23 protein-coding genes are annotated in these 19,246 nt (G+C 43.9%); 15 read left to right on the top strand and 8 right to left on the bottom strand.

The genetic code is table 11. The annotated features are described in order from the left end of the window. Window positions 1–49: 49 nt before the first annotated feature. Window positions 50–889, bottom strand: a complete 840-nt coding sequence (locus ACQP6D_RS04360; protein ID WP_427857538.1) for an SDR family NAD(P)-dependent oxidoreductase — start codon at window positions 887–889, stop codon at window positions 50–52. A 9-nt stretch (window positions 890–898) separates the two neighbouring features. Continuing rightward, complete coding sequence (locus tag ACQP6D_RS04365; RefSeq protein WP_267408516.1) at window positions 899–1,861, bottom strand: PhoH family protein; 963 nt, start codon at window positions 1,859–1,861, stop codon at window positions 899–901. A gap of 241 nt (window positions 1,862–2,102) precedes the next feature. Here ACQP6D_RS04365 and hisB point away from each other — a divergent pair, with 241 nt between their 5' ends. From hisB to ACQP6D_RS04435, 14 genes are all read left to right on the top strand, one after another. Then, a complete protein-coding gene (gene hisB / locus ACQP6D_RS04370) occupies window positions 2,103–2,696 on the top strand; it encodes an imidazoleglycerol-phosphate dehydratase HisB (protein WP_370389381.1) in 594 nt (197 codons plus the stop codon). Window positions 2,697–2,988: 292 nt separating this feature from the next. Then, complete coding sequence (locus ACQP6D_RS04375) at window positions 2,989–3,696, top strand: ATP-binding cassette domain-containing protein (RefSeq protein ID WP_427857539.1); 708 nt, start codon at window positions 2,989–2,991, stop codon at window positions 3,694–3,696. Between the two features lie 147 nt (window positions 3,697–3,843). Beyond that, window positions 3,844–4,491, top strand: a complete 648-nt coding sequence (gene hisH / locus ACQP6D_RS04380; protein ID WP_427857540.1) for an imidazole glycerol phosphate synthase subunit HisH — start codon at window positions 3,844–3,846, stop codon at window positions 4,489–4,491. A gap of 49 nt (window positions 4,492–4,540) precedes the next feature. Then, window positions 4,541–5,281, top strand: coding sequence for a 1-(5-phosphoribosyl)-5-[(5-phosphoribosylamino)methylideneamino]imidazole-4-carboxamide isomerase (gene hisA / locus ACQP6D_RS04385; RefSeq protein WP_427857541.1), 741 nt, complete (start codon window positions 4,541–4,543; stop codon window positions 5,279–5,281). Between the two features lie 199 nt (window positions 5,282–5,480). After that, complete coding sequence (locus tag ACQP6D_RS04390) at window positions 5,481–5,756, top strand: hypothetical protein (RefSeq protein WP_267390673.1); 276 nt, start codon at window positions 5,481–5,483, stop codon at window positions 5,754–5,756. A 33-nt stretch (window positions 5,757–5,789) separates the two neighbouring features. After that, on the top strand, window positions 5,790–6,557 hold the full coding sequence (gene hisF / locus ACQP6D_RS04395; protein ID WP_267404221.1) for an imidazole glycerol phosphate synthase subunit HisF: 768 nt from the start codon (window positions 5,790–5,792) through the stop codon (window positions 6,555–6,557). 49 nt (window positions 6,558–6,606) lie between these two features. Beyond that, window positions 6,607–7,020: a phosphoribosyl-AMP cyclohydrolase gene (gene hisI, locus ACQP6D_RS04400; RefSeq protein ID WP_267390671.1), complete on the top strand. Its 414-nt coding sequence runs from the start codon at window positions 6,607–6,609 to the stop codon at window positions 7,018–7,020. Window positions 7,021–7,035: 15 nt separating this feature from the next. Further along, complete coding sequence (locus tag ACQP6D_RS04405) at window positions 7,036–7,383, top strand: phosphoribosyl-ATP diphosphatase (RefSeq protein ID WP_370389287.1); 348 nt, start codon at window positions 7,036–7,038, stop codon at window positions 7,381–7,383. Between the two features lie 85 nt (window positions 7,384–7,468). Beyond that, window positions 7,469–7,669 carry a Sec-independent protein translocase subunit TatA gene (gene tatA / locus ACQP6D_RS04410; RefSeq protein ID WP_100140424.1) on the top strand — a complete coding sequence of 67 codons (201 nt, stop codon included), beginning with the start codon at window positions 7,469–7,471 and terminating at the stop codon, window positions 7,667–7,669. 9 nt (window positions 7,670–7,678) lie between these two features. Next, complete coding sequence (gene tatB / locus ACQP6D_RS04415; RefSeq protein ID WP_267404223.1) at window positions 7,679–8,155, top strand: Sec-independent protein translocase protein TatB; 477 nt, start codon at window positions 7,679–7,681, stop codon at window positions 8,153–8,155. Continuing rightward, window positions 8,156–8,938, top strand: a complete 783-nt coding sequence (tatC, locus tag ACQP6D_RS04420; protein ID WP_427857542.1) for a twin-arginine translocase subunit TatC — start codon at window positions 8,156–8,158, stop codon at window positions 8,936–8,938. It abuts the gene before it with no gap. Window positions 8,939–9,041: 103 nt separating this feature from the next. After that, entirely contained in the window at window positions 9,042–10,850 is a 1,809-nt protein-coding gene (locus ACQP6D_RS04425) for a Wzy polymerase domain-containing protein (RefSeq protein WP_427857543.1), read from the top strand. A gap of 162 nt (window positions 10,851–11,012) precedes the next feature. Then, window positions 11,013–11,696 carry a response regulator transcription factor gene (locus ACQP6D_RS04430; protein ID WP_100140421.1) on the top strand — a complete coding sequence of 228 codons (684 nt, stop codon included), beginning with the start codon at window positions 11,013–11,015 and terminating at the stop codon, window positions 11,694–11,696. A gap of 40 nt (window positions 11,697–11,736) precedes the next feature. Further along, complete coding sequence (locus ACQP6D_RS04435; RefSeq protein ID WP_427857544.1) at window positions 11,737–13,146, top strand: sensor histidine kinase; 1,410 nt, start codon at window positions 11,737–11,739, stop codon at window positions 13,144–13,146. A 133-nt stretch (window positions 13,147–13,279) separates the two neighbouring features. On the opposite strand, the gene yihA is transcribed toward ACQP6D_RS04435, so the two are convergent. Beyond that, complete coding sequence (yihA, locus tag ACQP6D_RS04440; protein WP_427857630.1) at window positions 13,280–13,930, bottom strand: ribosome biogenesis GTP-binding protein YihA/YsxC; 651 nt, start codon at window positions 13,928–13,930, stop codon at window positions 13,280–13,282. Window positions 13,931–14,205: 275 nt separating this feature from the next. Between yihA and ACQP6D_RS04445 the strand changes: the two genes are divergently transcribed. Beyond that, window positions 14,206–15,771, top strand: coding sequence for a TerC family protein (locus ACQP6D_RS04445; RefSeq protein ID WP_427857545.1), 1,566 nt, complete (start codon window positions 14,206–14,208; stop codon window positions 15,769–15,771). A 65-nt stretch (window positions 15,772–15,836) separates the two neighbouring features. Here the strand turns inward: ACQP6D_RS04445 and ACQP6D_RS04450 are convergent, their stop codons facing one another. The 5 genes from ACQP6D_RS04450 to lptA form a co-directional block, all read right to left on the bottom strand. Further along, window positions 15,837–16,040 carry a glycine zipper 2TM domain-containing protein gene (locus ACQP6D_RS04450; protein WP_100140418.1) on the bottom strand — a complete coding sequence of 68 codons (204 nt, stop codon included), beginning with the start codon at window positions 16,038–16,040 and terminating at the stop codon, window positions 15,837–15,839. Between the two features lie 197 nt (window positions 16,041–16,237). Continuing rightward, window positions 16,238–16,570 (bottom strand): ribosome hibernation-promoting factor, HPF/YfiA family, encoded by a 333-nt coding sequence (gene hpf / locus ACQP6D_RS04455; protein WP_427857546.1) that lies wholly within the window; start codon window positions 16,568–16,570, stop codon window positions 16,238–16,240. 68 nt (window positions 16,571–16,638) lie between these two features. Next, window positions 16,639–18,018, bottom strand: coding sequence for an RNA polymerase factor sigma-54 (gene rpoN, locus ACQP6D_RS04460; protein WP_427857547.1), 1,380 nt, complete (start codon window positions 18,016–18,018; stop codon window positions 16,639–16,641). Window positions 18,019–18,024: 6 nt separating this feature from the next. Continuing rightward, window positions 18,025–18,768, bottom strand: coding sequence for an LPS export ABC transporter ATP-binding protein (lptB, locus tag ACQP6D_RS04465; protein ID WP_100140416.1), 744 nt, complete (start codon window positions 18,766–18,768; stop codon window positions 18,025–18,027). Between the two features lie 9 nt (window positions 18,769–18,777). Beyond that, on the bottom strand, window positions 18,778–19,242 hold the full coding sequence (gene lptA / locus ACQP6D_RS04470; RefSeq protein ID WP_370387856.1) for a lipopolysaccharide transport periplasmic protein LptA: 465 nt from the start codon (window positions 19,240–19,242) through the stop codon (window positions 18,778–18,780). Window positions 19,243–19,246 lie beyond the last annotated feature (4 nt).

Genomic DNA, 19,246 nt, shown 5'->3' on the forward strand with positions numbered 1-19,246 from the left:
GTTGTTCTGAATTTTTGGTATGGCCTGTTTCAGGCAGATTGAAGAGCTGTTACTTCCCCTGTTTGCTGACGGCTTTACGACAAAGCCAGTCCAGCCACGTGATAGGAAAAATTTTTTTTAAATACCAGAAAAGATGTGCCGGTACGGTAACCGGATAGCGAGCTTTAGGTTTGTGGGCATTCAGGGCGCGCGCACAAACGCTGGCACATTGCTCCGCCGTTAATGTAAAGGGAGCGACGCTGCTTGTAGCTTGCAAGCGGTTGAGTTGAGCCTGATAGGCAGCACGATGAACGCTGTTCTTTACATCAATGTACTGTTTGAATTTAACCAGCGCATTGGGTCGAAAACGTGTGGCTATAGGTCCGGGTTCGAGAAGACTGATATAAATACCGCTCGCATGGGTTTCCAAGCGTAGAGTATCGCATAGTCCTTCCAGTGCAAATTTTGAGCTGTTGTAGGCACTACGCCACGGCATAGCTGCATATCCAAGTATGCTGGAATTAACCAGTATACGGCCGTATTGCTGACGCCGAAATATTTTCATGGCAACATTGATGCATTGCCATGTACCGAATACATTGGTATTAAACTGTTCATGCAAAGCTGTGCGGCTGATGTCCTCAGCGGCACCAGTTTGTCCGTAGCCGGCATTGCAGAATAGCGCATCCAGATGTCCGAATTCACTCAGTACTGTATCAAAAGCGGTTTGTATTTGTTCATCGCTGGTAATATCCAGCTGGAGGCAGTGAAAACCTTCTGCACGTAAACGTGCAACATCTTCAGCGCTGCGGCAACTGGTATAAACTCGCCAGTTGTCTTGGCGTAATAATTTGGCGGTGGCGTAGCCAATGCCGCTGGAGCAGCCGGTAATCAGAATGTTTTTTTGCATGTGATGACCTTATCGGAGTTCGTTTTCCGCAGCGGCTTCGTAGGCATCGACAATTTTCTGTACCAATGGATGGCGTACAACATCTTCACTGGTGAATACATGAAAATAGATGCCGTCAATATTGCTGAGCTTTTCACGGGCATCTTTCAGGCCGCTTTTGATATTTTTAGGTAAATCAATTTGGCTGGTATCACCGGTTATAGCAGCCTTGGCACCAAATCCAATACGGGTAAGAAACATTTTCATCTGTTCCGGTGTGGTATTTTGTGCTTCGTCCAGAATGATGTAAGCTCCGTTTAGTGTACGCCCGCGCATATAAGCGAGAGGAGCAATTTCAATCAAGCCTTTTTCAAGTAGTTTAGTGACGCGGTCAAAGCCCATCAGGTCGTAAAGAGCATCATATAAGGGGCGCAGATAGGGATCGACTTTCTGTGTCAGATCACCGGGCAGAAAACCGAGCTTTTCACCTGCTTCTACAGCAGGCCGTACCAGTACAATTCGTTCTACTTGATGTTTTTCGATGGCATCGACAGCTGCTGCTACTGCCAGATAGGTTTTACCGGTACCTGCAGGACCTAATCCGAATACTACATCGTGTTTTAATAAGGCCTGTATGTAGCCGTTCTGCCGCGGGGTACGGCCGCCAATGTTACCGCGGCGAGTACGCAGGGTCCAAGTTTTGGGTTCTTGATGATTGGTTTCAGGCTGGGTGGTGGTTTTGGCCTCTACAGCAGCCAGCTGGATATCGCTGTCATTTAGGTCGCGTTGGCGTGCAATCGTGGCTAGACTCTCCAATGCGTTGATTCCTTGTGTGATTTGAGTGCCGGTTAAAGTGAAATGGTCAAAGCGGCGGGTAATTTCCAGATTCAGTGCTTTGCCCAGACTGGCAATATGTTGATCCAGAACGCCACACAGGCGTTGCAAGGCAGTGTTATCTATGGGTTCGAGCTGGTAATGGCTGGTTTGACTCATGGTTAGACTTAATACAATTGAACAATTTTTAATATGTAGTCAAGCTGGGCGAAAGCAAGGGTAACTTGATGATAATAATATTTGCTGTTACAGGGGCTGAATTGTTGATTGGCTATTTAAAAATGGCTGATTGGCCTTGCCTGCGGACAGTACTTGGTATAGATTGTGGCGGTAAATAGAGGGATGCTGCTGGCAATAGACGCCCGCAAGCTTATCAATGATTCTGCGGATGGAAAATTGCATGCGAACTGCGAAGATCACACGAAATACCAGTGAAACGAAAATTCAGATAAGTTTAAATCTTGATGGTACTGGTGTAGGCAGGTTTGATACGGGAGTGCCCTTTTTGGAGCATATGCTTGATCAGATTGCCCGTCATGGTTTAATTGATTTGGATATCCGCTGTCGCGGCGATGTACATATTGATGACCATCATACTGTTGAAGATATTGGGATTGCTCTGGGGCAGGCGCTGAAGCAGGCGTTAGGCGATAAATGTGGGATTGCCCGCTATGGATACAGTTATGTGCCGCTGGATGAATCGCTAAGCCGTGTCGTGATTGATTTATCGGGACGACCGGGACTGGTGTATAACGTTGAATATAGTCGTGCGTTAATAGGACGCTTTGATGTTGATTTGTTTAGTGAGTTTTTTCACGGGCTGGTCAATCATGCAATGATCACGCTGCATATTGATAATTTGCGTGGTGTGAATGCGCATCATCAGGCTGAAACAATTTTCAAGGCGTTTGGTCGTGCTCTGCGTATGGCTGTAGCTGCGGATGAGCGTATGGCTGGAGTAATGCCTTCTACTAAGGGTACTTTGACTGCATAAATATTAGGTTGATTTCAATAATCCGTTAATGAGTGTACATTAGCGGATTATTTTTTAATCTTGCTTATGTGATTTACTGCTTTGAAAGAACAGATAAGGTGTTATTGTAAACATCGTTATAAGTATAATAATGTTTTTATTCAATTTGTTGTGCAAATAAAATTTTTTATAATTAACATTTATGAATATTCTTTTATTTGTGTATTTTTTTGTTTTTTTGTGATAGTGTGTATCTGTCGGGTCTGATGGTTGTTTTAGTAATTTTTTTATTGCCAGTCTGACAGGTTCGGATATGGATAAGCTGATTGGAATATGTAACGACCTTGATTTAGAGCAAGGTAGACAAATGAATGATGATGTAATGGTAATTGATGTAAGGCCTATCCAATATTGGCAGCACAACGATGCTGAGAATATGAATTATGAAACTCAGGTTAGTTTTCTGCCTGATTTTGAATCTGAATATTATTTAGACAAATTAATGCAGGTCGATTTGCAAACTGAACAGTCTCAAGATGCTACAACTAAGATAGTGAGAGTGTGGCAACATGCTGATCTGTTTCCGCATTTGAATGTGGTCGATAATCTGACATTGATGCAAATGAAGGTATTGCATCTGGATCGTTTAGAAGCGCATAGTAAAGCATTAAATTATCTGTCTCAGATGGGTTTATATCGTCAGGCATTGAAATTTCCGGCAGATTTATCCGCTGGTGAACAGTTTCTAGTAGCGGTGGCGCGCAGTTTATGTGTGCGGCCACAAGTCATTTTGTTGAATAAAGCGATGCAGCAGCATGCTGAAGCAGACAGAGATGTTGATTTGCAGACAGTAATGAAAGTATTGCTGATGGATGGACTGGTTTTAGCCAGTGAGCTGGATGTGAAAGAATTGGCTTGTCGACAAGATAATAATGTAGAAAGTAATGTGGAAGCCGAACCTATGGAGATGCTAAAGGAAGAAAGTGGTTTCTTTCCACTTTGGAATTTTAGCTACGTATAATGAGAATGGTTTGGTTTCAGATTTTCAGTTAACTTGGTTTAAGGTATGATAACGGGCTGTTTATTTGCATACAGCCCGTTATTTTTAACCAAATTCCGGATTACCTTGCTTAAAGTTAATACAGTAAATTTTGATAAAGATGTGAAAATGAAAGTAGCTATTGTCAATTATGGTATGGGTAATCTGCATTCGGTGCTGAAATCAGTTCAGGCGGCTGGTCAGTTACAGCAGATTAAGGCTGAAATTATGCTGACGTCTGAACCGGATGAGGTTTATGCAGCAGACAAAATAATTTTTCCCGGACAAGGTGCCATGCCAGATTGTATGGCAGCTTTGCTGAAAAGCGGTTTGGCAGAAGCATTAATGGATGGATTGCAGCGTAAACCGTTTTTCGGTATCTGTGTTGGTGCGCAGCTACTGTTTGAACACAGCGAAGAAGGTAATACATCCGGCTTGGGCTGGTTTCCTGGTTGTGTTAAGCGGTTTCAATCCATTGTAGCTGTGAATAATCGGCCGCTGAAAATACCGCATATGGGCTGGAACCGTGTTCATCAGACTCAGCAGCACCCTCTATTTGCCGGTATATCGCAGAATGAATGGTTTTATTTTGTACATAGCTATTATTTGGCGCCGCAGGAATCATCTCTTGTATTGGGTATGTCAGATTATGGTGAAGATTTTGCCTGTATCGTGGGCAGAGATAATGTATTTGCCACACAGTTTCATACAGAGAAAAGCCATGTGGCGGGTTTGCAGTTGCTAGGTAATTTTTTAAAGTGGGAGGGTACGCAGTAGTGTCCTTCAAGTATCTGTTTTCAACTCGTCTAGATTATGTGAATTTAATATGTTATTGATTCCTGCAATTGATTTAAAGGGCGGACAGTGTGTGCGCTTACAACAAGGCCTGATGGAGCGGGCCACCGTATTTTCTGATGATCCTGCACAGATGGCTTTGAGCTGGTGTGCCCAAGGAGCTCGCCGCTTGCATCTGGTGGATTTGGATGGGGCGTTTGCCGGAAAACCAGAAAACATGACCGCAATCAAAGATATACTGAAACAGGTGGCAGATAATGTGCCGGTGCAGCTTGGCGGTGGAATTCGTGATTTGCAGACAATAGAACGCTATTTGCAGCTGGGTTTGAGCTACGTCATTATTGGTACTGCTGCGGTAAACAACCCGCAATTTGTGCGTCAGGCATGTGCTGCCTTTCCTGGGCAAATTATTGTTGGAATCGATGCAAAAAATGGGATGGTGGCAACAGACGGCTGGGCGAAGATAACAGATTTTCAGGTAACAGAGCTGGCCAAACGTTTTGCTGATGATGGTGTAAATAGTATTATTTATACGGATATCGGACGTGATGGCATGATGAGCGGGGTCAATATTGATGCCACAGTCAAATTGGCTCAACAGACATCTATACCCATTATTGCTTCTGGCGGGGTAACTGATTTGTCCGATGTGGAAGCCCTGTGTGCTGTCGCAAAGGATGGCATTGCCGGAGCCATTGTTGGACGTGCTATTTATGAAGGTACGCTCGATTTGGCAACAGCACAGAAAATAGCGGATCAGTACGAACACTAGTTCTCATTTTATGTGTATCAAAATATCTGCATTCAGTTTTATGCTGTAGCTGTAAAGTATCTGTATATTTTGATCAGAGTTGCTAGGTGATAGATAAGCTGAATATTTTATTTAACAATAACCTTACAGTACTTATGGAGACCGAGTAATGATTAATATATTAAGTTCCCTGATTTTGGCATTGTGGTTGGTTCTTAGCATGAATCGGTCAAGGCAGATTTTTTTTGAAACCAGCATTTATATCATTGCGATGATAGGGATTAACTGTATTATGCAGCATGCATGGCCGGATGTGAATAGTGCATGGCTTTTAGGCTGGATTGTGCAATGGTTTTTTGTCTTTATCGCAATTTGGCTGTTTGATATTGTTGCACTGGGTACTATCAGTGCGCTTATTTATTCGATTGTAGTCGGCGTTATCTATTACTATTTACAATTAAATATTCCTGCTCTGGTTGAGCACTGGATAAAATAATTACCATATAGTTTAGCTGAGAAAGATGGCATTATGGCTTTAGCCAAACGCATTATTCCGTGTCTGGATGTGGACAATGGGCGTGTTGTGAAAGGGATTAATTTTATCTCTCTGCGCGATGCCGGTAATCCAGTGGAAATTGCCCAGCGCTATAATGATGAGGGGGCGGATGAACTTACTTTTCTTGATATCACTGCTAGCTCAGATAATCGCGATACGATTTTGCATGTTATCGAAGCTGTAGCTAGTAAGGTATTTATTCCGCTGACTGTAGGAGGTGGTGTGCGCAGTGTTGAAGATATCCGCCGCCTTCTGAATGCCGGTGCAGATAAGGTTTCAATTAACACAGCCGCTGTCAGCAATCCAGACCTTGTTAATGAGGCCAGTGCTTTTTTTGGCAATCAGGCAATTGTTGTGGCCGTGGATGCTAAAGCAGTGGATGCTGAAAATTCACGCTGGGAAGTTTTTACCCATGGTGGCAGGCGTCAAACGGGACTTGATGCAGTGGAATGGGCGAAAAATATGGCCATGCGTGGAGCAGGGGAAATTTTGCTAACCAGCATGGATAGAGATGGGACTAAAGCTGGTTTCAATATACCACTTACCCAATCGGTAAGTAATGCTGTCAGTGTGCCAGTAATCGCTTCGGGCGGTGTTGGCAATATTGAGCATCTGATTGAAGGTGTACAGATGGGGTATGCTGATGCGGTACTTGCAGCAAGCATTTTTCATTTTGGTGAAGTACGGATTCATGACGCTAAATTAGCCATGCAGCAGGCTGGTATTGAAATGCGTATTTAATTTGTCTATATATAGGTTGAATGTCTGTTAGAAAATAAGGACAATAGTTGTGATCAATACGCTTTTGGATGCGGTAAAGTGGAATGATAAAGGATTGGTCTGCGCTGTGGTTCAGGACAGGCGCACTTTGCGCGTGCTGATGGTGGCATGGATGAATGCCGAAGCGTTGAGACAGACTGTTGCTACTGGTTTTGCACATTATTACAGCCGCTCACGACAGAGGCAGTGGATGAAAGGTGAAGAGTCTGGGCATACGCAAAAGGTATATGAGCTGCGTTTGGATTGTGACGGTGACGCGCTAGTTTTGCTGGTTGAACAGCAGGGTGGTATTGCCTGCCACACCGGACATGCTAGCTGTTTTTACCGCATTTATCGGAATAATGACTGGATAAGTACCGATCCTGTTATTAAATCAGAAAATGAAATATATACCCAGTCTGAGTGCGCTCAGAAACATAAATAAAATAAAGAGAACATGATGACAACTAAGCCGGTTGCAGCAGATGTAGCCATGATTTTAACTGAATTAGCTGATGTGCTGGATTCCAGACGCGGGGCTTCGCCACAGACTTCTTATGTAGCTCAGTTATTACAAAGTGGTGAAGATAAAATTTTGAAGAAAGTTATCGAGGAAGCAGGCGAGGTGCTGATGGCTTCCAAGGACGGTGACAAGCATCATTTGATTAAGGAAGTAGCTGATGTCTGGTTTCATACTATGGTATTGCTGACCTATCATCAGATTCGCGTAGAAGAAGTTTTACAGGAGTTACAACAGCGACAGCATGTGTCTGGATTGGCTGAAAAAGCCAGTCGTCAGCCGCAGTAATTGCAACCAAATTTCTTAATATGCGCTGCTGTCTTCATACGGCGGGCGCATGTTTTTTAAGTAGTTGAGGTAAAGGAAAAGCATCATGGGTAGTTTTTCAATTTGGCACTGGGCAGTGGTATTGCTGATTGTAGTACTGATTTTCGGTACCAAAAAGTTACGTAATATTGGTAAAGATCTGGGCGGTGCTGTACATGATTTTAAACAGGGTCTGAATGAAAGTGATCGTGAAGCACAGAAAAAAGATGATGTAATCGAACATAATAAAGACGATAGTAAAGTTTAGAAGGTATTTATGTTTGGTTTGGGTTTTGGAGAGATTCTGCTGATTGCGGTAGTGGCTCTGGTGGTTCTGGGGCCGGAACGTCTACCTAAGGTGGCACGCAGTGCTGGTCTCTGGGTGGGGCGTATTCAGAATTTCATCAATAATGTTAAAACCGAACTAAGCGAGCAGACTGGGGTAGCAGAATTTAGACAAGCACGTGACAGTATTGAGGCCGCTGCGCGGTCATTTGAGCTTGATGTTAATAATAATGTACGTAGTATACGTGGTGAGGTAGATGCATTAAAACGTCAGATCGCTACTGATGAAGCAGCAGAGACCGAAACCAAGATGAACCTTTCCGAGCCACTGCACTACAGTGGTACCAATTTGTCTGATGCTCCGCTGGTGCATCGGGTTTCGCTGCATCGGCAGGCGATACAACGCCGGCGCGATATGCGTCCCCGACATCGTATTACGCCTAAATTGCGTATACGCCGGCACGGATAAATGAGCAGAGTAATAGTAATGCCGGTAGATGAAAATACTGAATTGACACTGATAGATCACCTGTTGGAATTACGTCGCCGTGTGATGTGGATTCTGGCTATTCTATTGTTATGCTTTGCGATTATGGTGCCTTTTGCACAGAAAATATATACTTTTGTTGCTGAACCCTTGATGGTGAATCTGCCAGCTGGACAGCATATGATAGCAACCGAAGTGATTGCGCCATTTTTTGTACCTTTGAAGGTGACAATGATGGCTGCTTTTTTACTAACATTGCCACATACGTTATATCAAGTCTGGGCCTTTATAGCTCCTGGCCTTTATCGTCATGAAAAACGTTTGATACTGCCTCTATTAATTGCCAGTGTCTTTTTGTTTACTCTGGGAATGGCATTTGCCTATTATCTGGTTTTCCCAGTTATTTTCCGTTTTCTGACTGGTATTACACCTGTTGGGGTAAGCATGGCTACCGATATCGACAAATATCTGTCTTTTATATTAGGTATGTTTGTGGCATTTGGAGTAACATTTGAAGTTCCGGTACTGGTAATTCTGTTAAACAGAATAGGGGTAGTATCTGTGCTTCAGTTGAAAAAAGCTCGCCCTTATGTTGTGGTTGGTGCATTTGTCGTGGCGGCAGTGGTTACACCGCCAGATATTCTGTCACAAACGCTACTTGCGATCCCTTTAATTTTTCTTTATGAAATCGGGATTTTGTTTTGTCGTTGTGTTGGCAGTGATAAGAAAAAGTCCTCTTTATCATATCCGGTACAAAGACAATAAATTAATTTTTATACTGAAATAAACAGGCTGCCTGAACATTTTCAGGCAGCCTGTTTATAAATAAATTCAAGACAGTTAACGACGTTGTTCGATGGAGAATTGTATGGATCAGTCGCCAATTGATTCGTGTTCGAATATTTACCGCTCTGCTACATGGGTCTGGTGGTTGGGAATGTTGTCGCTGTGCATTGTGCCGTTTATGTCGAGCTGGCGCGTGGGTACCCTGTCTAGTTTTTATCTGGAAACAGGAACATTATTTTTTGTGCTATGTCTTGCTGGGCTGACGGTACTGACTCGCAAAACCAGATTTTCATTGCCCAACAGTAGTATTGTACTGTTGGTGTTGGCACTATTGCTTGTGATTCAGGCACGAGTAATGAATCTTACATATGCTAGTCAGTCCGACCTGACCGCATTAGTTTTTGTGGTAATGGCTATACTTGCTTGGGCGGCGCGTGGATGGGTTATTCGCATCGGCCAGACTCAGGCTGTTACGATTTTGGCTATGGCGTTGGTACTGGGGGTGCTATTACAGTCTCTAGTATGTTTAATGCAGTTTGTGGGTGTAAATAGCTGGATTCCGGGAATATTGCGTGGACCAGGAAATCATTATATTTATGGTCAGCTAGCTCAGCGCAATCATCTAGGACATTACCTGATGTGGGGCGTGCTGGCTTTGTGTTTTTTGTGGCAGCAGCGACGCCTGCCGAAATGGGTGGTGTGGCCATTGCTATTTTGGTTTACCGGTGTAATGGGGCTGATTGGTTCTCGTACGATTATTCTGTATGTGCTGGTTATCGGGTTATCACTGTTTTTCTGGCGTTGGCGTGCGGGTTCTGCTGCTAATCGTTTTTTAATGAAACTGGCTATTGCCATTGGCTTGGTATTGCTGTTTCAACTGGTATTGAGCCCACTGTTTGATTTTTTTCTTCATATTAGTTTTCAGTCTGGTACTGCTCGGCTGGAGCAGGGTGGGTTTGCTCAGTCAGGGCGCCATATGGAGTGGCATAAGGCATGGTTAATTTTTAAAAGTGCCCCATGGTTTGGTTATGGCTGGGGTAGCTATGCCTATCAGGGATTTGCAATTGCAGATGTGTATCCGAATGGTTTCCGCCAATATGAAAACACGGTGCTATTTACACACTGCCACAATCTGGTGTTACAGCTATTGGCAGAAACCGGTGTTACTGGTCTGTTAATTGTGTTGGCTTGTTTTGCTTTGGTGATCTGGCCACATCTACGCAAGGGATTTAATCCGGCTTCAATTGTTTTAGTAAGTATGATATTGGTTTCTTTATGCCACAGTATGTTGGAATATCCGCTTTGGTATAGCTATTTTCTTGCTATATTTGTTCTATTTATGGCATTGACACCGATTACGAGCGCTCAATTAACAAAATCCTGTCGGCCTGTTTCTAAGTTCTCCAATCAAGCTGGAGCGATTCTGGCTTTAATCGCCATGTTGATGATGATCTGGCAAATGCTGCTGTATCAACAATTTTTAAAAGTTCGTGCTAATGGTCAGATAGCGCAGGCTGAGCAAATGAGCAGATTGCATAATTTGCGTAAGCATATGTACTTTATGCGTTATTATGTTGACATGGCTGTTATCGAAAAACTGAATGTTACTGATTCTTTTTTACCATTATGGGGTAAACAAGCGGCATTGTTGGCGGGAAGATATCGACCTTACAGCAACACATTTATACGTGGACTTTACCTTGAGCAGGCACAGCAAAAAACGGCTGCTAATGACTGGTTTACAGAGGTAAGTCATTACTATCCCGGAATGATTCCTAGTTTTATAAGCAGAATCAGAAATCAACCATATTCCGTCGCAGCAATACAACAAATGCAGCAGGATTGCCTGAAATATCAGCAGCAAAGTGCGCTGAAAATGAATTGTATGTAGTGTTCAGACAGATATTTAACATTGTGGTTTTTAATGAAAAAGTGAGCAAAAGCCTTGCTATTGTAAAGATAATTCCAACCTACATGTTAAGATATCAAGTGTAAATATAGTAAATACGTCTGTAGTCAATACAGAATGTGCACTTCCATTTAGGAGGATGATATGAATCGTGTGTTATTAATAGATGACGATAATTTGTTGACAGAGTTACTCACTGAATATTTGACAGCTGAAGGGCTGGAAGTGAGTCGTGTTGCCGATGGCGAAGCAGGTGTGAAAGAAATTTTAACCGGTCAGTACGATGTGGTGGTATTGGATTCCATGATGCCGAAAATGAACGGTTTGGATGTGCTGAAAACGGTACGTGTACAAAGTAAGATTCCAATTATTATGTTGACTGCTAAAGGCGACGATATTGATCGAATTATAGGTCTGGAAATGGGTGCAGACGATTATGTACCAAAACCCTGCCAGCCTCGCGAATTATTGGCTCGAATCAATGCCATTTTACGTCGTACACACCAGAGTCAAGACAATGATCAGAATGGAATTCCTAACAGTATTTCAGCCAGTGGGGTGGTGCTGTATCCGGCCAAACGTCAGGTTACCATTGATGAAGAACCACTAGAGCTGACCAGCACAGAATTCAATCTGCTTGAAGTACTAATGCGCCACGCAGGACAAGTGGTAAGTAAGGAAACTTTGTCTTTGGAAGCGCTGGATCGCAAACTGGCCAAATTTGACCGCAGTATTGATGTACATATTTCTAGTATCCGGCATAAGCTGGGCAATGCTAGTCTGATTCAGACTGTACGTGGTCTGGGTTATCTGTTTGTTAAAAACTGAACCAGAATACAGGCTGTTGTTAAACAGCCTGTTTTAAATTATGAAACTGTTTCCCCGTATATTTGCTACATTCTGCGCAGTGATTGTTTGTGCGATTTTTGTGGCCAGCTCTTCTTTTTGGCTGGTGCAGAATACGCTTGCTGAGACCCGCTTCAAGCAACAGCGAAATTTTGAAGAAAATTTGCTCAGCAGTACCATGAATGCCTTTCAAGCACGTGGTGATGCCGGTATTCGTGAGCAATTGTTGGAATGGGGAAACAGTCCGGGCGGTGAAAATCTTTATGTTATTACCGGTGATAACAAAAATGATATTCTTGGACGTCCTATAGACCCTGAGGACATTGATAAGGCTCATGAGTTTGCCTTGTCGCATCCTAATTCGAAACTGGTGCAGATATCCTATAATTCTCTTGGCGAGGAATATCTGTTTATGATTCGCGGCTGGAATCATGAGCGTACACCACGTCCGCCTAGCCCGTTTTTTATTCCCGGTTTGCCGATTGCACCGGTCTGGCACGAATTTATAATTCTCAGCTTTATTATTATTGTTGGTCTGCTTACGGCATATATTTTGGCCAATAATATTACCCAGCCAATTCGTGTGTTGTGGCGGGGTATGGATCGGCTGGCTCATGGCAATCTACAGACACGTGTGTCACATCAGCTATCAGAACGACGTGATGAACTTTATTCATTGGCAGTGCAATTTGACAATATGGCGGATAAATTGCAGAAGCTGGTGGAAAAAGAACGCCATTTGCTGCATCACGTTTCGCATGAAATGCGTTCGCCACTGGCTCGCATGCAGGCAATTATTGGCTTGATACAGGTGCAGCCACAGAAGCAAGAACAGCATTTACAGCGGCTGGAAAGTGAACTTGGACGTATGGATTTGCTGGTTGGTGAATTACTCACTCTGTCTCGACTGGAAACGTCTGATTTACCTATAACGCTGGAACCGCTAGCCTTGGTGCCAGTTATCAAGCAGATTGTTGAAGACAATCAGGCGGTAGCTATGCAGCATCAGCAGACTTTATCTTGGCAGTGTGATATTCCGGATACGGCAATGGTGAAGGCGAACGAAAGCTATTTGTACCGCGCCTTTGATAATGTTGTTCGTAATGCAATAAATTACAGCCCTGATGGTAGTGAAATCAAAATTCATCTGCATGAGGGCGGTAAGCAGCAATGGCAGGTGGATATTAGTGATAATGGTCCGGGGGTTGCTGAAAACCAGCTGCCGCATATTTTTACTGCTTTTTATCGGGCGGACAGCAGTGCCAATAAGCCAGGAACGGGGCTTGGTCTGGCTCTAACCAAACATATTATTGATCGCCATCATGGTAAGATATACGCAGATAATCAACAGCCAAAAGGCCTGAGTATGCATTTTTTGCTGCCTAAATTTACGCCAAGTAGAAACCGGAATCGGCAGAAAAATAAGAATTGATTAATAAATTACTGAAGAATCAAGCCGGATAAAGTAATAGTCTTTATCCGGTTTTCTGTCTAATTGCTCAACATTTCTGGTTGAGCTGAAGCATTCTCTAGCTTTAGTGTAAATTTGTCTTGAAGCACATCAATTACTCGTCTGCCTTGGAGGCAGGTGTTTCGGTTTCAATCGCTGGCAGGGTAGCATTCTGAGCAAACCAGCTTGCAGCAATCTGATTAACTTCCTCCATACCTTGCTTTTTTAAGCTGGAAAATAGTTGTACCGAAACCTGCTGGCGAGCAATGTATGGTTGTAACGCTTTTCTGACACAGGCTAAAGTTTTAATTTGCTCATTTTTGGATAATTTATCAGCCTTGGATAAAAGAATATGCACGGGACGATTGGTTACAGCGAAAAAATCCAGCATCTGTTTGTCTAGCTCTTTCAGAGGATGACGTGCATCCATAATTAGAATTAGCCCAATAAGCTGAGTCCGTGTCTGTAGATAATCTCCCAGTAAACTGACCCAGTGTCTGCGTATTGCTTCTGGCACCTGAGCATAACCGTAGCCGGGTAAATCTACCATATACCCGCCGTTTGTCAGTTCGAAAAAGTTTATGTGTTGGGTACGTCCTGGCGTTTTGGAAACGTAGGCCAGACGCGTGTGGTTAGTGAGGGTATTAATGGCGCTGGATTTGCCTGCATTACTTCGGCCAACAAAAGCAATTTCTGCACGAGTGTCTGGCAGGTCTTTTAAATGATTAACAGTAGTATAGAAACGGGCGTGACGAAACAGATTCATGAGCAACAAAATATGAAAATAAGGCTGTAGCATACCATGTTTTTAAGTCTGATTCGGCTTCGAAAACAGATGTTAACGCCAGATTAATGGTGTGGTACTTGATTTTTTGTTGCATACTGCTAAACTGATAAGAAGTTTATTTTTAGGAAATGTTCAGATGAAAGACGGGGTCTCGGGCCGCAAGAGTGTGCGTGTAGACTGGTTTTCTCTGATTTTCAGGCAGCTTTGCTCGTGCAGCAGGCTGCCTGTTTCCGTTTAACGTATAGGAAAAGAAAATGGATTTTAGCTGGTTGGGAGAACCGGCCACGTGGGTGGGACTAATTACCCTGGTAATTCTGGAAATTGTTTTAGGTGTCGACAATCTGGTATTTGTGGCTATTTTGGCGAATAAAGCCAGTCCGAAACAGCGCGACCATGCTCGTATCGCCGGCCTTACTCTAGCCGTACTGATACGGATTGTGATGCTGGCACTGATGTCATTTATCATCACCCTGACGAAGCCGTTTGTGCATATCGGAGGTTTTGGTATATCGGTTAAGGACTTGATTATGTTCGGCGGTGGATTGTTTTTGCTGTACAAGGCCACCACTGAATTACATGAACGCCTTGAAGGCCATACCGCTATGGCTTCGATTACCAATGTGGCTGTCTATGCCAGTTTCTGGAGTGTGGTTTTACAAATAGTGGTACTGGATGCAGTCTTTTCACTTGATTCTGTGATTACTGCTGTCGCGATGGTACAACATATCACTGTGGCTATGATGGCTGTGATAATCGCGATGGGGATGATGATATGGGCTAGTGGTCCGCTTACCGAGTTTGTAAACCGCCATCCTACTGTGGTGATGTTATGTCTTGGTTTTTTGCTGATGATTGGCTTCAGTCTGATTGCAGAAGGTCTACATTTTGAAATTCCCAAAGGCTATTTGTATGCGGCCATTGCTTTCTCCATACTAATTGAGATTTTCAACCAGATTTCTACGCGAAATACCCGTCGTAACGATATGATCGGCCGTTCGTGGCGCTACCGTACCGCAGACAGTGTGCTGGGTATGATGGGGCTGCGTGAAAAGGAGCTGGCCAAGAATGGTACCCCAACCGAAGATGATGAGCATTTCGAAGAAAATGAGAAATCCATGATTCGGAGTGTGCTGACGCTGGCCGAGCGCCCCATCATGGGTGTGATGACGCCGCGCAGTGATATCGAGCGGCTGGATTTATCGCAAACGCGTGAGCAGCAGCATCAGCAGTTACAAGACACACCTTTTTCAAGACTGGTGGTGGTTGGCAAAGCCGGTATTGATGAACCGCTGGGTTTTGTTAATAAAAAAGATCTTCTGAATCAGCTACTCAAAGGTGAAGCACTGAATATACAGGCCGCACTGCGTCAACCACTGGTTTTACCAGACAGCAGTACTGTGCTGGATGCCATGGAATTGTTCCGCTCACGCAGTGCCGATATTGCGCTCGTGGTGGATGAGTTTGGTGCCGTACTCGGACTTGTGAGCATGAAGGATTTGATGGAAACCATTGCCGGTGATTTTCCAGAAGAGTATGAGCGTGCTGATGCGCCAAGTATTCAGCAAAATGCTGACAAAAGTGTCACGGTAGATGGCAGCCTTGAATATGCAATATTGGCTCAGCATCTGCATTTGCCAACTTTGCCGGAAGATGCCGAATATCACACAGTAGCCGGACTGATAATGGAAGAAATGCAGGATATTCCGGATGTGGGGGATACCATTGATTATGCCGGTTATCGTTTTGAGGTTTTAAGTAAGGACGGACATCGGCTGGAAAGAGTACGCATCAGCAAAATTGAACCTCCTGAATCAGAATAATCTGAATTTATCAGAATATAAAAAAAGCCTGCTAGTACAGCAGGCTTTTTTCATTTCGTACTTGCTTATTTAATCTGGCTGCCAATTACGCCGCCCAATGCAGCACCACCTAAGGTGGCACCTGTGTCTTTGCCCATCAGGTTACCAGCTATACCACCTACTACTGCACCTTCGGCAGTGTGACGCTGAGCCGGAGTCATATCTGCACAGGCAGAAAGAGATGCTGCTACTGCGGCTATTACAGCTAATGTTTTCATTTTAGATTTCATATATATGCCTCTTTGTAAGAAAATAGATTTATCGTGTGTATTAACTCTTCATTATATTGCTATATTGCTGGCGAATGTATAGAAAGTCAACAATATATTATTACTGTATTAATTATATCAGTGAGAAGACAGTCTGGTGGAAAAACTGCATTATTAACAATAATGCAGTTTTCTGATAGAGAAAGAGTGGCGGCCAGCTAGTCTGTTTTTTTAATAGTGTCAGCCACGATTTCTGGTGTCTCACGGGAAGGCTGCTTTTTCTCCTTATATTTAATCACGGCGCGATCTAGTTTATCCATAAGACAGTCAATAGCTGCATACATATCATTGTCTACACAATCAATATGAATGTCCTTGCCAGAAAGATGTAAATTGATTTCTGCTTTTTTCTGAACTTTTAATACTGAAAATGTAACGGTGGCACTGATTACCTGATCCGCATGGCGGCTAATGCGTTCTAGCTTGTTTAGTGTGTAATCCTTTAAAGCAGGGGTTACATCCAGATTCTGTCCAACAAATTTAAGATTCATAGCCTGACTCCTTTTAATAAAAGGTTTTAGTGAAGACCAAACAAACTTTAAAGAAGGTAAACAGTTAATTAGTAATTCTTAAACTTTACTTTACGTTGGTGCGCCGGCGGAATTTTCAAGGCCTCACGATATTTTGCCACTGTACGCCGCGCCAGTTTAATTCCTTGCTTGGCTAGCTGGCTGACCAGATAGGCGTCAGAATAGGGATGCTTTGCATCTTCTTCGTTTATCATGCTTTGCAGCAAAGACTTAATTGCTGTTTGGCTGTTGCCTGCACCATCATCCGTAGCGGCTACTGATTGGCTGAAAAAATACCGCAGAGGAAAAACACCCTGAGAGCAAGTAAGGTATTTCTGATTAATGGCGCGGGAAATGGTACTTTCTGCAAGCTCAAGTGTCTGTGCCGTTTCCTTAATGGTTAACGGAACCAAAGCCAGCGAACCGAAACTGAAAAAATCCTGCTGTTGCTGCACAATCCATTCTCCCAGACGTTGCAGGGTGTTTTTGCGCATCTGCAGACTATGTAGACAAGTTTGAGCTTCCTGCCACTTGTTTTTACACATGGTATCAATTTCCGGATGCGGCTGTTGTAACAAATCTTCCGCAGCTGGCTCAATCCGCAATTGAGGAAACGCATTACGCAGAATACGAATCTGCCAGCAGCCATTGTTATCAGCAAATACTTCCATATCTGGGCGTATTGCGAGAATACCGTGGCCATCTGGTAAACCATAACAGGGGAAAGGGTTGAGGCAGCTAATCAGTTTGCAGGCTGCTTCGAGTGTGGCGGTAGAAAACTGTGGTAGTTGCCGGCATAGTTGTTTGAATTGATGGGTACTTAGCCATTGTCCGAAATAGTCGCGGATTAGTAACCGTGCACAGTTTTGAATGTTTTTTTTATTTGCATCGTGGGAGTCTGGCAGGTTATCCACCTGCAATAGTAGTGATTCCTGCAAATTACGTGCGCCCACACCGGCTGGTTCAAACTGTTGCAGAATAGAAAGAGCATGAGCAAGCTCGGTTTCATCCAGCCGCCATTCCAGTGGTGAATTTTCTACAAGGTCAGTTAGACTGCAATCCAGATATCCCTGTTCATTTAAATTATCAATCAAAAAATAAACTTGTGCTGCTGTGTCTACATCTAAATCAAACTCGCATACCTGCCGGCGCAGCAGCGTATACATATCGGGTTCATCTGCCAGCGTTTCCCAGATATCGCTTTCATTTTGTATAAAGCCATGTTGAGGTGGCTGTACATATTGAGTCTGAGGGCTAATATCTTCAGCTGAATTTTCAATTTCTTCCAGAAAAGGGTTATCAGCCAACCAGCCTGATACCAGTTCCTGTAATTCCAGTGCAGATAATTGCAACACCTGTAAAGATTGTTGCAGTCTAGGGCTAAGACGATTGGTAAGATTGAGTTTGAGTTGAGCGGCAGGCTTTTGCATACGCACCTAATACTCGAAATGCTCACCTAAATAAACAGCGCGTACCTGCTCATTATTAACCAGCTCCTCCGGTACGCCGGAAGCCAGAACGCTACCCTGATTGATAATATAAGCTCGGTCACAGATACGTAGTGTTTCACGTACATTGTGGTCGGTAATCAGGGTGCCGATACCGCGTTGTTTCAGGAAAGAAATCAGATTCTGAATATCTATCAGTGCAATTGGGTCTACTCCGGCGAATGGTTCATCCAGCAGAATAAAGCGCGGATTCATCGCCAACACCCGTGCAATCTCTGCACGGCGGCGTTCACCACCAGACAGCGAAAGAGCAGTATTATTACGTAAATGTTCTATGTGCAGGTCTGCCAGTAGTAATTCCAGCTGTTCTGCACGTTTTTCCGGCGGATAGCTGATTTCCAGAATTGCATTGATATTCTGTGCTACCGTCATTTTACGGAAAATCGAAGCTTCCTGCGGCAGATAACCCAGACCCAAACGGGCGCGCTCGTAAATCGGCCGATGTGTTATATCCTGACCATCCAGCGTGATGCAGCCACCATCAGCTGCAATCAGTCCCACAATCATATAGAAGCTAGTGGTTTTACCGGCACCATTTGGTCCCAGTAAGCCGATTACCTCACCACTGTTTACTTCCAAAGCAACATCGTTGACTACTTGTCGCTGTTTAAAACTTTTTTTCAGGCCGCTGACACATAGCTGGCTTTGCGGCGCAGTAGGAGTTTCATTCATGGGATTGGCTTATTTCTTTTTCTGTTGCGGTTGGATAATCACGTGTACCCGCCCTTTAGGCGCGCTTTTCACCGTATAAACCTCGGTATTGGTGTTATAAACAATCACAGCACCACGAGCCATATCTCCCCCGCGGTTTACCTGAGCGTTGCCTGTAATAGTAACAATGCCACTCTGGCTTTCGTAATGGACATTATCGCCGTGACCAAATACCATGCCATCTTTTTCCAGCTGCTGACCAAAAGTTGCCGGTTTGCCGTCTGCAATGATGGTTTGGTTGCCGGCATTATCTTTGTGGGCGGTAACACGGGCAGCATTCATATACATCGTGCCCTGACGCATCTTAACATTACCAGTGAATACCGTTGTCTGATTCTGTTTGTCCAGAGAGCCCTGATCAGCCTCAATCTGTATTGGTTGTTGCCGGTCACTGTCCAGAGCCCAGAGGGGCATGCTGCCAGTCAGCAGCATCATGGCT

This window comes from Snodgrassella sp. CS2 (genome assembly GCF_050310315.1).
In the GTDB taxonomy this organism is placed as follows: domain Bacteria; phylum Pseudomonadota; class Gammaproteobacteria; order Burkholderiales; family Neisseriaceae; genus Snodgrassella; species Snodgrassella alvi_E.

Bases quoted from the DNA above. Each gene is read 5' to 3' on its own strand.
- ACQP6D_RS04375 (WP_427857539.1), top strand. From the start codon at position 2,989: ATGGATAAGCTGATTGGAATATGTAACGACCTTGATTTAGAGCAAGGT.
- ACQP6D_RS04360 (WP_427857538.1), bottom strand. From the start codon at position 889: ATGCAAAAAAACATTCTGATTACCGGCTGCTCCAGCGGCATTGGCTAC.
- ACQP6D_RS04435 (WP_427857544.1), top strand. From the start codon at position 11,737: ATGAAACTGTTTCCCCGTATATTTGCTACATTCTGCGCAGTGATTGTT.
- ACQP6D_RS04390 (WP_267390673.1), top strand. From the start codon at position 5,481: ATGAATCGGTCAAGGCAGATTTTTTTTGAAACCAGCATTTATATCATT.
- lptB (WP_100140416.1), bottom strand. From the start codon at position 18,768: ATGAATGAAACTCCTACTGCGCCGCAAAGCCAGCTATGTGTCAGCGGC.
- tatC (WP_427857542.1), top strand. From the start codon at position 8,156: ATGAGCAGAGTAATAGTAATGCCGGTAGATGAAAATACTGAATTGACA.
- rpoN (WP_427857547.1), bottom strand. From the start codon at position 18,018: ATGCAAAAGCCTGCCGCTCAACTCAAACTCAATCTTACCAATCGTCTT.
- hisB (WP_370389381.1), top strand. From the start codon at position 2,103: ATGCGAACTGCGAAGATCACACGAAATACCAGTGAAACGAAAATTCAG.
- yihA (WP_427857630.1), bottom strand. From the start codon at position 13,930: ATGAATCTGTTTCGTCACGCCCGTTTCTATACTACTGTTAATCATTTA.
- ACQP6D_RS04445 (WP_427857545.1), top strand. From the start codon at position 14,206: ATGGATTTTAGCTGGTTGGGAGAACCGGCCACGTGGGTGGGACTAATT.
- ACQP6D_RS04450 (WP_100140418.1), bottom strand. From the start codon at position 16,040: ATGAAATCTAAAATGAAAACATTAGCTGTAATAGCCGCAGTAGCAGCA.
- hisF (WP_267404221.1), top strand. From the start codon at position 5,790: ATGGCTTTAGCCAAACGCATTATTCCGTGTCTGGATGTGGACAATGGG.
- tatB (WP_267404223.1), top strand. From the start codon at position 7,679: ATGTTTGGTTTGGGTTTTGGAGAGATTCTGCTGATTGCGGTAGTGGCT.
- hisH (WP_427857540.1), top strand. From the start codon at position 3,844: ATGAAAGTAGCTATTGTCAATTATGGTATGGGTAATCTGCATTCGGTG.
- lptA (WP_370387856.1), bottom strand. From the start codon at position 19,242: ATGATGCTGCTGACTGGCAGCATGCCCCTCTGGGCTCTGGACAGTGAC.
- tatA (WP_100140424.1), top strand. From the start codon at position 7,469: ATGGGTAGTTTTTCAATTTGGCACTGGGCAGTGGTATTGCTGATTGTA.
- ACQP6D_RS04425 (WP_427857543.1), top strand. From the start codon at position 9,042: ATGGATCAGTCGCCAATTGATTCGTGTTCGAATATTTACCGCTCTGCT.
- ACQP6D_RS04365 (WP_267408516.1), bottom strand. From the start codon at position 1,861: ATGAGTCAAACCAGCCATTACCAGCTCGAACCCATAGATAACACTGCC.
- hpf (WP_427857546.1), bottom strand. From the start codon at position 16,570: ATGAATCTTAAATTTGTTGGACAGAATCTGGATGTAACCCCTGCTTTA.
- ACQP6D_RS04430 (WP_100140421.1), top strand. From the start codon at position 11,013: ATGAATCGTGTGTTATTAATAGATGACGATAATTTGTTGACAGAGTTA.
- ACQP6D_RS04405 (WP_370389287.1), top strand. From the start codon at position 7,036: ATGACAACTAAGCCGGTTGCAGCAGATGTAGCCATGATTTTAACTGAA.
- hisA (WP_427857541.1), top strand. From the start codon at position 4,541: ATGTTATTGATTCCTGCAATTGATTTAAAGGGCGGACAGTGTGTGCGC.